The organism is uncultured Roseicyclus sp. (genome assembly GCF_937892565.1).
GTDB lineage: Bacteria > Pseudomonadota > Alphaproteobacteria > Rhodobacterales > Rhodobacteraceae > Roseicyclus.
The window spans coordinates 1-12,331 of record NZ_CALAHQ010000039.1 but is presented as its reverse complement, the minus strand read 5'-3'; the positions used below and the strand labels follow the sequence as shown (position 1 = coordinate 12,331).

Sequence of the window (12,331 nt, the reverse complement as noted above, 5' to 3'; positions counted from 1 at the left end):
GGGCTGCCGGTTGGGCTGAATGTGCCGCCATAGCGTCTGGACATGTCACAACACCCCGAAGCCACCAAAGACGGCGATCCCCACGACCACCATCAAGGCAAAGAACGCGACACCCTGAAGCACACCTGAACTCATCGTGTTTCCATGACCCTTACCCGGGCGAAGCTAGAGATATTCTCGCCCGAAAACCAGCCGTCCTGCGCGGCGGATCGCCGGGTTTCTTGCCAGTCTGACGGGGACATCGGGCCAACCCGCCCCGATCACAAGGGGGAAAGCTGCAATTGGGCCGGGTTCGGGCTGGTTTTTGGCATGTCGCGGGCCAATGCCGCATCCAGCCGGTCCAGAATGTCGGGCGTGGCCTGATCGCAGACCGCACGGTAAAGCCGAAACAGGCCCGGCTGCAGATAGGTCGACCAGTGACAGATCACGCCACGGGCGGGCCGGACGTGAAAGCCAAGCCCGCACAGGGCCGCACGGCTGCTGGGGCAATCGATCTGCAGATCTGTCCAGCCCGCAACCCCGTCGAGCCGGCCCGAGAGCGCCGCGTCGCCGCGCGATGCCGGTGGTGCGCACAGCCGGAAGGCCAGATCGAACACCGCGTTCTGCCTGCTTGTCACGTTCAGCACCCGGGCCGCACGTCCCGCCGGGGTGGCCATGGCCGCGCGGGCCGTGACGGCATATTCGGCCCCTGACAAGAGCACGACGCGCGCAACATCGCCGGCCGCAAGCCCGGACAGCGCCGAAAGCGCGACCCGGGCCCCCAGCGAATGCCCGAAAAGATGAACCGACAGGTCCGGGCGCGCGGATTTCACCCGGCGCACAAGATCCTCCAGCGTCCGGCCCAGCCCAAAGGCCCGCGCGGCCACATCGGACAGCCTGCCGCGCGCATGCCAGCCCAGCCCGATGCCCAGCCCCGCCCCAGCCCGGTCCAGCCTCAGGTGCTTGGGCCAGCTCGTCGACTTCCAGCGCGAAGCCGATCGGACAGGCGACAGGATGTGGCTGTGCGGATCATTGGCCGCATCCCATGGCGAATAGCGAAAGCCATGGATCATGATGATGACGCTTGCCCCCGGGCCAAGCCGCGCGAGGCCCTGCATCAGCGCGTCTGTGCTGCTCCAACCGGTTTCGGTCGCGTTGACGGAAATCACGGCCATCTGTGCTGTCCCCGCCATATCTGGGGGCGGGATAGCCGGATTGCGCAACATTTCGATCAAAGATCTGCAACATTTCCATGACGCATCCGCGCCGCATCAAGCCCGCTTGACGCGGGCGCAGGCGCGGCGTAGCCCATCGCGCGTGGCGATTTGTGAACCGGATTGCGGGCCACGTTAAACAAACCGCTAAAGAGGTCGCGGATGTCGGCTTTCCCGCTTGCTCCCGACCCTGTGCCACCAAAGGGCGCGCAGGCTGCGCCCCGACCTGATGCGAAAGGAGACGGGCATGACCGACACCCCCACCCCCGCGCGCAAATCGCGCACCCGCGCCGTTCACGCCGGCACCCGCCGCAGCCAGTATGGCGAGGTGAGCGAGGCGATTTTCCTGACCCAGGGCTTTGTCTATGACACCGCCGAAGCCGCCGAGGCCCGCTTTGTCGAGATCGGGCCGGATGAATACATCTACGCCCGCTACGGCAATCCGACGGTTGCCATGTTCGAAGACCGCATCGCAGCCCTGGAAGGGGCCGAGGCGGCCTTTGCCACCGCCTCTGGCATGGCGGCGGTCAATGGTGCGCTGGTGTCGATGCTGCGGGCGGGCGATCATGTGGTATCGGCGCGGGCGCTGTTCGGGTCGTGCCTGTATATCCTTGAGGAAATCCTGGGCCGCTATGGCGTCGAGGTCACGTTTGTCGATGGCACCGATCTGACCCAATGGCGCGATGCGATCCGGCCCGACACAAGGGCGGTGTTCTTCGAATCGATCTCGAACCCCACGCTCGAGGTGATCGACATCGCCGCCGTGTCCCGGCTTGCCCATGCGGTGGGTGCTCTGGTCATCGTGGACAATGTCTTTGCCACGCCGGTGTTCCAGGACACGCTGGGTCTGGGCGCGGATGTGGTGATCTATTCGGCCACCAAGCACATCGATGGTCAGGGGCGCTGTCTGGGCGGCGTGATCCTTGGCAGCAAGACCTTCATCCGCAAGACGGTCGAGCCCTACATGAAACACACAGGCGGGGCGATGTCGCCCTTCAACGCCTGGGTGATGCTGAAATCGCTCGAAACCGTCGAGTTGCGCTGCCGCGCACAGGCGGCCAGCGCGCAAGCCATCGCCGAGGCGCTCGAAGCGCGCGCGGGGCTGTCAAGGGTCATCTATCCCGGCCTGCCCAGCCATCCCCAGCATGCGCTGGCGCGCGCCCAGATGGAACAGGGCGGCACCGTCATCGCGCTCGAGATCGAGGGCGGACAGGCGGCGGCATTCCGCTTTCTCAATGCGCTCGAGATCATCATCATCTCCAACAATCTGGGCGATGCGAAATCCATCATCACCCATCCCGCAACCACGACCCATCAGCGCTTGAGCGATGCGCAAAAGCAGATGCTCGGCATCACACCCGGGCTGGTGCGGCTGTCGGTCGGGCTGGAAGACCCCGATGACCTGATTGCCGACCTGTCTGCGGCCCTCCAGGCTGCCCGTCAGGCATGAAGGCGCTGACGATCCGGCCCTGCCGCGACAGCGATGCCGCAGGCTTGGCAGTGTTGTATCACCGTGCGGTCCACGAGGGCGCGGCGCAGCACTATTGCCCCGCCCAGCGCGCCGCATGGTCGCCCGCACCGCCCAACGACGACGATTGGCACCGTCGCCTGATCGAGGCCGACACGATCCTGGCCGAACGCGATGGGAACCTCTTGGGCTTCATGACGCTTGATCTGGTCACGGGGTGGCTTGATTTCGCCTATGTCGCCCCCGAAGTCATGGGCCAAGGCGTGGCCGATACGCTTTATGCCGTGCTGGAAGGGCATGCGCGCGTCGCGGGGCTTGGGCGGCTGGAAACAGGTGCCAGTCTTTTGGGCGAGCGATTCTTTCGCCGCCATGGCTGGCAACTCAGGCTGCGCCACCAGATTGCGCGTGACGGCGTCAGCTTGCCGCATGCCATGATGCTCAAGGACCTGACGCGTCAGAACAGCCACGCGGCCTGAGCACTTGGCGCGGCGCTTGCACACCCGCGCAAGGGGCTGCAATCTGGCAGCCCATGCGATACATGCACGACACGCGGACACGAATGGAAAGACAAGCCTCATGACAGCCGTGGTGCCAACAGAAGATTGGATCAACCGCTTTGACGGTCTGAGCAAGCTGGAGCCGCGCCTGCGTGATGTCTTGACCACGCGCAGTCAGGTGATCCGCTTGCCCGCAGACACGATCATCTTTGGCCCCGGCAAATCGCCCGATCATCTGTTGCTCTTGTTGCAAGGCACGGTGCGGGTGCAGCAACTGGCCGAAAGCGGGCGCGAAGTGGTGCTTTATCGGGCCACAGCGGGCGAAAGCTGCGTGCTGACCACCGCGTGCATGCTGGCCTATGAGGATCACGCGGCCGAAGGCGTGGCCGAAACCGAGGTGGTGGCCGCCGCCATCCCACGCGGGGTGTTCGACGACCTGGTCGCATCATCCAAGGAATTCCGGAATTTCGTGTTCCGCGCCTATTCGCGCCGGATCAGTGACCTGTTCCATGTGATCGAGGATATCGCCTTTCGGCGCATGGACATCCGACTGGCGCAAAAGATCATTGAACGCGCCGATACCGGGGTCTTGAAAGCGACCCATGCGCAATTGGCCGCCGAACTTGGCACCGCACGCGAGGTGATTTCGCGCCAATTGGCGGAATTCCAGCGCCGCGGCTGGATCGCGCAATCGCGCGGGGCGGTCGAAATCCTCGATTGTGACGGTCTGCGCGCACTCTCCACAAGCTGAGGGGGGCGGAAAGCGCACGCTTTCCGGATGGAAAATCTCGAGATTTTCCGCGCGAAAAACCCGGGTTTTTCGCCCCCTTTGGCGGGCCACGGGTGCTTGTGTGACTAGATCACTGACGGACGGTCCTCGAATCGCTATGCCACATCGCATGACCACGAAGGAGTCCGTCTCGATGCCTGTCATTTCTCACTCTTGCGTTCAGATCACCGCCGGGTGGCACGCATGATCGAAACCGCATTCACCCCTTGGGCCTCACTGGGCGGCGGCGTGCTGATCGGTTTGGCTTCCGTGCTGCTGATGCTGGCGATTGGCCGCGTCATGGGGGCCACGGGCGTCTTGGCGGGTATTGTCACGCCATCCTCGTGGCAAGATGCCAGCTGGCGCATTGCGCTTTTGCTGGGCATGATCACCGGGCCCGGCGTCTATTGGCTGGTCGCGGGCCAAATGCCCGAGGTCGTGGTCCCCGTCTCCACGCCCATGCTGCTGATCGGCGGCTTTATCGTTGGGATCGGCGTGACCTATGGGTCGGGCTGCACCTCGGGGCATGGCGTGTGCGGCATGGCGCGCCTTTCGCCCCGGTCGATCGCGGCCACGCTCACCTTCATGGCGACGACCGCCGTGACTGTCTATCTTGTCCGCCACGTTTTCGCAGGGTGATCCGGATGCATCTGATTTTTGTCTATCTCATCGGTGTGGTCTTTGGCACCGGCATCGTGGTGTCGGGCATGGCGAACCCTGCCAAGGTCATCAACTTTTTTGACGTCGCGGGATCATGGGATCCCTCGCTGGCCTTTGTGATGGGCGGTGCGCTGGTCGTGACCGCTGTGGGCTATCGCATCGTCTTTGGTCGCGCCCGGCCCCTGTTCGAGGGGCGCTTTGTCTTGCCCACTGCGCGCAATCTTGACGCGCGCCTGATCGGCGGCTCTGCTGTCTTTGGTGTGGGCTGGGGCATTGCCGGCTTTTGCCCCGGCGGCGCGCTGCCGGCGCTTGGCACGGGCCGGATCGAGGTGATCTTGTTTGTCGCAGCACTCATCGGCGGCATTTTCGCCGCGAAGTTCTTGCAGAACCTGTCTCGGCCCAAAGCCCAGGCAACCGTGTAATCCATCGAGCCGGAGGGCCTGATATGTCCGATTTTCCTGTCAACATGAATGTCCGTCCCGAGGTCGAGCCCTTTTTCGACCCGGCGACCAACACGATTTCCTATGTCGTGAAAGATCCCAATTCCAACAGCTGCGCCATCGTCGACAGCGTGATGGATATCGATTACGCCGCCGGCCGGATCACCTATGACAATGCCGATGAGATCATCGCCCATGTCACGGAAAAGGGCCTCAAGGTCGAATGGCTGATCGAAACCCATGTCCATGCCGATCACCTGTCGGCCGCGCCCTACATCCAGTCGAAGCTGGGTGGCAAGATCGGCATCGGGCGCAACATCACCATCGTGCAAGACACCTTCGGCAAGGTCTTCAACGAAGGCACCGAGTTCCAGCGCGACGGCAGCCAATTCGATGCCCTCTTCGATGATGGCGACAGCTATGAGATCGGGGGCTTGCGCGCCTTTGCGGTCTACACCCCCGGCCACACGCCCGCCTGCATGACCCATGTGATGGGCGATGCGGCCTTTGTCGGCGACACGCTCTTCATGCCCGATGGTGGGTCGGCGCGTGCCGATTTCCCCGGCGGTGATGCGGGCATGCTGTATGACAGCATCCAGAAGGTGCTGAGCCTGCCAGATCAGATGCGGCTGTTCATGTGCCACGACTACGGCCCCAATGGCCGCGACATTCAGTGGGAAACCACCGTGGGCGATGAAAAGGCGCACAACATCCATGTCGGCGGTGGCAAGACCAAGGATGACTTTGTCAAGTTCCGCACGGAACGCGACGCGCAGCTTGCTATGCCCAAGCTGATCATCCCCGCCTTGCAGGTGAACATGCGCGCGGGCGACATTCCCAAGGACAAGAATGGCCACCCGATGCTTAAGGTTCCGGTCAACGCGCTGTGACCCGGTGGGGCGGGGGCCGATGCCTCCGCCCGCCCATTCCCCAAGGTCTCATTCCAAAGGAGGCGCCACCATGGACGCCCGTACCCTGACGCCCGGCCTGTCTGTCACGGGCCAGATCACCCCCTCCGAAATGGCCCAGATCGCCGCCCAAGGCTATCGCGCGGTCATCTGCAACCGCCCCGATGGCGAAGAACCCGGCCAGCCCGCCTTTGCCCAGATCGAGGCCGCCGCCCGCTCGGCAGGGCTCGAGGCGCGCTACCTGCCCATCGCCCACAGCGACCTGACCGAGGCCAAGGCCGGCGCCTTTGGAAAGCTTCTGGCCGAATTGCCCGGCCCGGTCCTTGCCTATTGCCGCAGCGGCATGCGGTCCTCGACGCTCTGGTCGATGGTCCAGGCCCGCACGCAGCATCCCGCCTGAGCGCGCACGCTCTTCCTTTTTTCCGATCCCGGGTGGTGCGCTCCGTGCTGCCCTGCTTGAAAAGACCACCCATCATGACCGACAGATTGCGCCGATATGTTCCCGTCCTTGACTGGGGCCGCCGCTACACGACCGATGCGCTGCAAAATGATCTGATGGCGGCGGTGATCGTGACGATCATGCTGATCCCGCAATCGCTGGCCTATGCGATGCTGGCCGGTCTGCCACCCGAAGCGGGGCTTTATGCCTCGATTCTGCCGATCGTGCTCTATGCGATTTTCGGCACCTCGCGCGTGCTGGCCGTGGGGCCGGTCGCGGTCGTGTCGTTGATGACGGCGGCCGCGGTGGGGCAGGTGGCCGAACAAGGAACCATCGGCTATGGCGTGGCCGCGCTGACGCTGGCGGTGATGTCGGGTGTCATCTTGTTGGCGATGGGGCTGCTCAAGCTGGGGTTTTTGGCAAATTTCCTGAGCCATCCGGTGATCGCGGGCTTCATCACGGCGGCGGGCATCTTGATCGCGGCAAGCCAGCTCAAGCATATTCTGGGCGTATCTGGTTCGGGGCATACCTTGCCCGAGATGCTGTGGTCACTGGGTTCGCATCTGGGTGAGGTGAACGCGATCACGCTGGTGATCGGGGTCAGCGCGACGGGTTTCCTCTTTTGGGTGCGCAAGGGGCTCAAGCCCCTGGCCCTTGGCTGGGGCCTGCCACCCAGACTGGCAGATATCGTGCAAAAGGCCGGACCGGTCGCCGCGGTCGCGGTTTCGACGCTGGCGGTCTGGGGGCTGGGGCTGTCGGAGCGGGGCGTGGCGATCGTGGGTGCGGTGCCGCAATCCTTGCCGCCGCTGACGATGCCTGCGGTCAACCTTGACCTGCTGGTGACGCTTTTTGTGCCGGCGCTGTTGATTTCGGTCATCGGATTTGTCGAATCCATCTCGGTGGCACAGACGCTGGCGGCCAAAAAGCGCCAGCGCATCGACCCCAATCAGGAATTGATCGGGCTGGGGGCCGCCAATATCGGGGCCGGTTTCACCGGCGGCTATCCGGTGACGGGCGGCTTTGCGCGGTCGGTGGTGAATTACGACGCCGGCGCCGAAACGCCCGCCGCCGGGGCCTTTACGGCAGTGGGTCTGTTGGTTGCGGCACTGGCATTGACGCCGTTGATCTATTTCCTGCCGATCGCGACCCTGGCCGCCACGATCATGGTCGCGGTTCTGAGCCTTGTGGATTTTTCGATCCTCAAGACAGCCTGGACCTATTCCAAGGCTGATTTCGCAGCCGTTGTGGCCACCATCATGATCACCTTGGGCCTAGGGGTGGAAACCGGGGTGTCAGCGGGGGTGATCTTGTCGATCCTGCTGCATCTGTACAAGACCTCCAAACCCCATGTGGCCGAGGTGGGTCTGGTGCCGGGCAGCCAGCATTTCCGCAACATTCACCGTCACACGGTTGAAACGGACCCGGCTATCGTGGCCATCCGCATTGATGAAAGCCTTTATTTCCCCAATGCGCGCTTTCTGGAGGATTATGTGCTGGACCGCGTGGGAACGGGTGGGCCGATCCGACATGTGGTCTTGATGTGTTCGGCGGTCAATGTGATCGATTTCTCTGCGCTCGAGGCGCTCGAGGCGCTGAACCTGCGGCTCAAGGATATGGGCATCAGCCTGCATCTGTCGGAGGTCAAGGGCCCGGTGACCGACCGGCTGAAAAAGACCCATTTCCTGCAGCATCTGTCAGGCCGGGTGTTCTTGTCGCAATATGATGCCTGGGTCGCGCTGAGCGGGCGGCCCTTGCCCGAACCGGCCGCAAAGTAGGGGGGCGAAAAACGCGCGTTTTTCGCACGGGAAAACCCGGGTTTTCCCGCCCCCTTATGCCCCGATGCCGCGCATGGGGGCCGGGTTGGGCAGGGCCGGGGCAGCAGGGTCCATCGTGCGACCCGCATGATCAAAGAACCGTACCGCGTCAGGATCGGCCCCAAGACAAAGCGTCTGGCCAAGTGTCAGCAAGCTGCCATGCCCGTCGCGCAAGATCAGCCGTGCATCGCCCAGCGCCAGATGCACCAGCGTCTCTGCGCCCAGCGCTTCGATCAAGATCACGCGTGCCTGCGGCCCCTCGCGCGTGATGCGCAGCTGTTCGGGGCGCAGGCCCACCGCACCCGCGCCTTGCGGCACGCCATCGGCCAGCGCGGCGATTGCCTGACCGGCTGGTGTTTTCAGGTCGATCACATTCATCGGCGGCGCGCCGATGAATTCGGCCACAAATCGGCTTTCAGGCCGCTTGTAGAGGTCCATCGGCGTGCCGATCTGTTCGATCCGGCCTTGCGACATGATCACGATGCGGTCGGCCAGGCTCATCGCTTCGACCTGATCATGGGTGACGAAGACAAAGGTCGCGCGCAGGCGGCGGTGCAGGTCCTTGAGTTCGGCGCGCAATTGGGTGCGCAGCTTGGCATCAAGGTTCGACAAGGGTTCGTCGAACAAGAACACCGCCGGTTCGCGCACGATGGCACGCCCCATGGCGACACGCTGTCGCTGACCGCCCGACAAGGCGCGCGGCTTGCGGTCGAGATAGTCCGTGATCTGGAGCGTCTGGGCGGCGGCAGCGATGCGGCGGTCGATCTCGGCGCGTGGCGTGCCGCGGTTCTTCAGCCCGTATTCCATGTTCTTGCGCACGCTCATGTGCGGATAGAGCGCGTAGTTCTGGAACACCATGGCGATGTCGCGCTCGGCGGGTTCAAGCCTGTTGACCACGCGGCCGCCGATTTCGACTTCGCCCGTGGTGATGGTCTCAAGCCCCGCGATCATGCGCAGGATCGTCGATTTCCCACATCCCGACGGGCCCACCAGAACGATGAATTCCCCATCCGCGATGTCGATGGACGCGCCTTCCACGGCGTTTATGCCACCGCCATAGGTCTTGCCCAGATTGCGCAGTTTCAGGTCTGCCATGGCTATTTCTCGCTATCCACAAGGCCTTTGATGAAAAGCCGCTGCATGAAGATGACCACCGCCACGGGTGGCAGCATGGCCAGCACGGTCACGGCCATGATGTAATTCCACAAGGGTTCGCTTTCGACGACATCGGCCATGCGCTTGATGCCGGCCACAATCGTGTAATAGCCGCTGTCGGTCGTGATCAGCAGCGGCCAGAGGTACTGGTTCCAGCCATAGATGAACAGGATCACGAACAGCGCCGCGATGTTTGTCTGCGACAATGGCAACAAGATATCGCGAAAGAATTTCATCGGCCCCGCGCCATCGATTCGCGCGGCCTCCATCATTTCGTCGGGGATTGTCAGAAAGACTTGCCGGAACAGGAATGTCGCCGTGGCCGAGGCCATCAGGGGCACGGTCAGCCCCGCATAGCTGTTGAGCATGCCCAGATCGGCGATCACCGCAAAGGTCGGCACGATGCGCACCTCGACCGGCAGCATCAGGGTGATGAAGATGATCCAGAACGCCAGAATGCGAAACGGAAAGCGGAAATAGACAATGGCAAAGGCCGAGATGATCGAGATCACGATCTTGCCCGCGGCGATCAAAAGCGCCATGACCATGGAATTGAACAGCATCAGGCTGATCGGCACCGACATCTGAGCGGCGACCCCCCCCGACAACACATTGCCATAGTTGCCCGGGCCGGATGTGCTGGGGGTCAGCGGGATCGTGCCTGAGACGAAGGCCGTTGACGTGTGGGTGGATGCAACAAAGGCGATATAGACCGGAAAAGCCACCGTCGCGACCCCAAGGATCAGAATCGCATGTGCAAAGATGTCGAGCCAGCGCTGATTTTCGACCATGCCTGCGCGCCCCTTCAGTAGGTGACCTTGCGTTCCACATAGCGGAACTGGATGAAGGTCAAAGCCATCACGATGATCATCAAGATCACCGACTGCGCCGCCGAAGATCCAAGGTTGAGGCCCACGAAACCGTCATCATAGACCTTGTAGACCAAGATGGTGGTCGCTTGCGCGGGCCCGCCGCCGGTGGTCGCGTCGATGATCGCAAAGGTGTCAAACAGCGTGTAGACAACATTCACGACCAGCAGGAAAAAGGTTGTGGGCGACAACAGCGGCAAGGTGATGGACCAGAACCGCTTGAACGGGCCCGCCCCATCGATCGAAGCCGCCTCGCGCAGTGAGGTGGGAATGGATTGGAGCCCTGCGACAAAGAACAGGAAATTATAGCTGATCTGCTTCCAGACGGCGGCGACCACCACAAGGATCATCGCATCGCTTCCGGTCAGATTATGGTTCCAGTCATAGCCCCAGACCCGTTCAAGCACGAAAGGCAAGATGCCGATGGCCGGATTGAAGATGAACCACCACAAGATGCCAGCCACCGCAGGGGCCACCGCATAGGGCCAGATCAGCATGGTGGTATAGGGCGCCGCGCTGCGCAGCATCCGGTCGACAGCCAAGGCCAGCATCAGCGCGATGCCAAGCGCCAAGACGACCGTTGCGATCGAAAAGACCACCGTTACCTTCAAGGCCCCAAGATATTCGGGACTGTCGAGCAGCGCGCGGTAATTGCGCAGCCCCACAAAGGTCGTCGACAGGCCAAAGGCATCTTCGCGCAGAAAGGATTGGCGCACGGCCTGGCCCGCAGGCCACAGGAAAAAGATCGCTGTGATCACCAGTTGCGGCGCCAACAACAGATAAGGCAGCCCCTTGTTGCCAAAAATCGTGCGCTTGGTTTGCATGCCGTCCTCATGGGCGAAAGACCCACGCCGCTTCGGCCGCGGCGTGGGTCGCTTTGCGTGGGCGATCAGTTGGCGGCTTCGAATTCGCGGATCAGCGCGTTGCCGCGTGCCACGACCGCGTCAAGCGCGCCTTGTGCGTTGACGTCCCCTGCCAAAAGGCGCTGGAACTCTTCGTCGATCACACCACGGATCTGCACGTAGTTGCCAAACCGCAGACCCTTGGAGTTGGGGGTCGGCGCGTTCAGCGTCATCTGCAAGATCGAGGTGTCGGCGCCGGGGTTGGCGGCGTAATAGCCCTGCGCTTGGCTCAACTCATAAGCGGCCTGGGTGATCGGCAGATAGCCGGTATCCTGGTGCCACTGGGCCTGAATTTCGGGCGAGGAGAGAAAGTTGAAGAACTCGGCCACGCCGCGCTGTTCATCGGCGCTGCCGCCGGCCAGAACCCACAAGGTCGCGCCACCGATGATCGAGTTCTGCGGTGCGCCCGCAACATCATCGTAATAGGGCAGCATGCCGATGCCGACTTCGAAATCGGGGGTGTTGTTCAGCACGCCCGCGCGCGACGCGGACGAGTTCATGTACATGCCGCATTTCTGGGAATAGAACATCGGGGGGGCATCAGCACCGCCACCGGGGCCACCGTACTGGAACACGCCCTCTTGCTGCCAGCGGGCGAGGTTTTCCCAATGGCGCACCTGCATGGGGCCGTTGAAGGTCAGTTCGGTCTCAAGACCGCCAAAGCCGTTCTCAAGCGTGCCGATCTGCTGATTGTGCCAGGCCGAGAAATTCTCGAGCTGCACCCAGCTGATCCAACCTGTGGTGAAGCCGCATTCAGCGGCACCCGACGACATGATCTGGCGCGAGAAAGCTTCGACATCTGCCCAGGTGCGCGGTGCCTGCTCGGGGTCGAGGCCTGCAGCGGCAAAGACCTTCTTGTTGTAGTACATGATCGGCGTCGACGAGTTGAAGGGCATCGACAGCATGTTGCCTTGGGGGTCGGTGTAGTAGCCCACAACGGCGGGCAGGAATGCGGCGGGATCAAAGGCCACGCCTGCATCGGCCATCAGCTGATAGACGGGAACGATGGCACCCTCGGCGGCCATCATCGTGCCGGTGCCGACTTCGAACACCTGCACGATGTCGGGTTGCTCGCCCGCGCGGAAGGCCGCGATCGCACCGGTCATCGTCTCGGTATAGGTGCCGCGATAGCTGGGAACGACAACGAATTCGCTCTGGGCCGCGTTGAACGCAGTCGCAAGGGCTTCGGTCTTTTCGCCCAATTCGCCACCCATGGC

The 12,331-nt window shown here is 62.8% G+C and carries 13 protein-coding genes and 1 riboswitch; of the genes, 8 read left to right on the top strand and 5 right to left on the bottom strand.

Annotated features, from left to right (window positions below; genetic code table 11):
* Window positions 1-260: 260 nt before the first annotated feature.
* The gene (locus tag Q0094_RS05775) at window positions 261-1,154 is read right to left on the bottom strand and encodes an alpha/beta hydrolase (protein WP_297616214.1); all 894 of its coding nucleotides are present in this window, start codon (window positions 1,152-1,154) and stop codon (window positions 261-263) included.
* Between the two features lie 132 nt (window positions 1,155-1,286).
* Window positions 1,287-1,365, top strand: a riboswitch (SAM riboswitch).
* A gap of 75 nt (window positions 1,366-1,440) precedes the next feature.
* Between Q0094_RS05775 and metZ the strand changes: the two genes are divergently transcribed.
* The 8 genes from metZ to sulP all read left to right on the top strand — a co-directional run bounded on the left by metZ (window position 1,441) and on the right by sulP (window position 8,149).
* Entirely contained in the window at window positions 1,441-2,643 is a 1,203-nt protein-coding gene (metZ, locus tag Q0094_RS05770; protein WP_297616211.1) for an O-succinylhomoserine sulfhydrylase, read from the top strand.
* Complete coding sequence (locus Q0094_RS05765; protein WP_297616208.1) at window positions 2,640-3,137, top strand: GNAT family N-acetyltransferase; 498 nt, start codon at window positions 2,640-2,642, stop codon at window positions 3,135-3,137. The genes metZ and Q0094_RS05765 overlap by 4 nt, the downstream gene beginning before the upstream one ends.
* Before the next feature lie 100 nt (window positions 3,138-3,237).
* A complete protein-coding gene (locus Q0094_RS05760) occupies window positions 3,238-3,909 on the top strand; it encodes a Crp/Fnr family transcriptional regulator (RefSeq protein WP_297616205.1) in 672 nt (223 codons plus the stop codon).
* 222 nt (window positions 3,910-4,131) lie between these two features.
* Window positions 4,132-4,566: a YeeE/YedE family protein gene (locus Q0094_RS05755; RefSeq protein WP_297616202.1), complete on the top strand. Its 435-nt coding sequence runs from the start codon at window positions 4,132-4,134 to the stop codon at window positions 4,564-4,566.
* Between the two features lie 5 nt (window positions 4,567-4,571).
* Window positions 4,572-5,009, top strand: coding sequence for a DUF6691 family protein (locus tag Q0094_RS05750; RefSeq protein ID WP_297616199.1), 438 nt, complete (start codon window positions 4,572-4,574; stop codon window positions 5,007-5,009).
* Between the two features lie 23 nt (window positions 5,010-5,032).
* A complete protein-coding gene (locus Q0094_RS05745) occupies window positions 5,033-5,917 on the top strand; it encodes an MBL fold metallo-hydrolase (protein ID WP_297616196.1) in 885 nt (294 codons plus the stop codon).
* Window positions 5,918-5,987: 70 nt separating this feature from the next.
* Complete coding sequence (locus Q0094_RS05740) at window positions 5,988-6,335, top strand: TIGR01244 family sulfur transferase (RefSeq protein ID WP_297616194.1); 348 nt, start codon at window positions 5,988-5,990, stop codon at window positions 6,333-6,335.
* Window positions 6,336-6,409: 74 nt separating this feature from the next.
* Entirely contained in the window at window positions 6,410-8,149 is a 1,740-nt protein-coding gene (gene sulP, locus Q0094_RS05735; RefSeq protein ID WP_297616192.1) for a SulP family inorganic anion transporter, read from the top strand.
* Window positions 8,150-8,203: 54 nt separating this feature from the next.
* Here sulP and ugpC read toward each other — a convergent pair whose 3' ends face one another.
* The 4 genes from ugpC to ugpB form a co-directional block, all read right to left on the bottom strand.
* Window positions 8,204-9,283 (bottom strand): sn-glycerol-3-phosphate ABC transporter ATP-binding protein UgpC, encoded by a 1,080-nt coding sequence (ugpC, locus tag Q0094_RS05730; protein WP_297616189.1) that lies wholly within the window; start codon window positions 9,281-9,283, stop codon window positions 8,204-8,206.
* A 2-nt stretch (window positions 9,284-9,285) separates the two neighbouring features.
* Window positions 9,286-10,134: a sn-glycerol-3-phosphate ABC transporter permease UgpE gene (gene ugpE / locus Q0094_RS05725; RefSeq protein WP_297616186.1), complete on the bottom strand. Its 849-nt coding sequence runs from the start codon at window positions 10,132-10,134 to the stop codon at window positions 9,286-9,288.
* A 14-nt stretch (window positions 10,135-10,148) separates the two neighbouring features.
* Window positions 10,149-11,036: a sn-glycerol-3-phosphate ABC transporter permease UgpA gene (gene ugpA, locus Q0094_RS05720; protein ID WP_297616184.1), complete on the bottom strand. Its 888-nt coding sequence runs from the start codon at window positions 11,034-11,036 to the stop codon at window positions 10,149-10,151.
* 65 nt (window positions 11,037-11,101) lie between these two features.
* Window positions 11,102-12,331 (bottom strand): sn-glycerol-3-phosphate ABC transporter substrate-binding protein UgpB (gene ugpB / locus Q0094_RS05715; RefSeq protein ID WP_297616182.1); only part of this gene is annotated, 1,230 nt, incomplete at its 5' end.

Coding starts and splice junctions, on each gene's coding strand:
- Q0094_RS05775 (WP_297616214.1), bottom strand. CDS start 1,154: ATGGCCGTGATTTCCGTCAACGCGACCGAAACCGGTTGGAGCAGCACA.
- metZ (WP_297616211.1), top strand. CDS start 1,441: ATGACCGACACCCCCACCCCCGCGCGCAAATCGCGCACCCGCGCCGTT.
- Q0094_RS05765 (WP_297616208.1), top strand. CDS start 2,640: ATGAAGGCGCTGACGATCCGGCCCTGCCGCGACAGCGATGCCGCAGGC.
- Q0094_RS05760 (WP_297616205.1), top strand. CDS start 3,238: ATGACAGCCGTGGTGCCAACAGAAGATTGGATCAACCGCTTTGACGGT.
- Q0094_RS05755 (WP_297616202.1), top strand. CDS start 4,132: ATGATCGAAACCGCATTCACCCCTTGGGCCTCACTGGGCGGCGGCGTG.
- Q0094_RS05750 (WP_297616199.1), top strand. CDS start 4,572: ATGCATCTGATTTTTGTCTATCTCATCGGTGTGGTCTTTGGCACCGGC.
- Q0094_RS05745 (WP_297616196.1), top strand. CDS start 5,033: ATGTCCGATTTTCCTGTCAACATGAATGTCCGTCCCGAGGTCGAGCCC.
- Q0094_RS05740 (WP_297616194.1), top strand. CDS start 5,988: ATGGACGCCCGTACCCTGACGCCCGGCCTGTCTGTCACGGGCCAGATC.
- sulP (WP_297616192.1), top strand. CDS start 6,410: ATGACCGACAGATTGCGCCGATATGTTCCCGTCCTTGACTGGGGCCGC.
- ugpC (WP_297616189.1), bottom strand. CDS start 9,283: ATGGCAGACCTGAAACTGCGCAATCTGGGCAAGACCTATGGCGGTGGC.
- ugpE (WP_297616186.1), bottom strand. CDS start 10,134: ATGGTCGAAAATCAGCGCTGGCTCGACATCTTTGCACATGCGATTCTG.
- ugpA (WP_297616184.1), bottom strand. CDS start 11,036: ATGCAAACCAAGCGCACGATTTTTGGCAACAAGGGGCTGCCTTATCTG.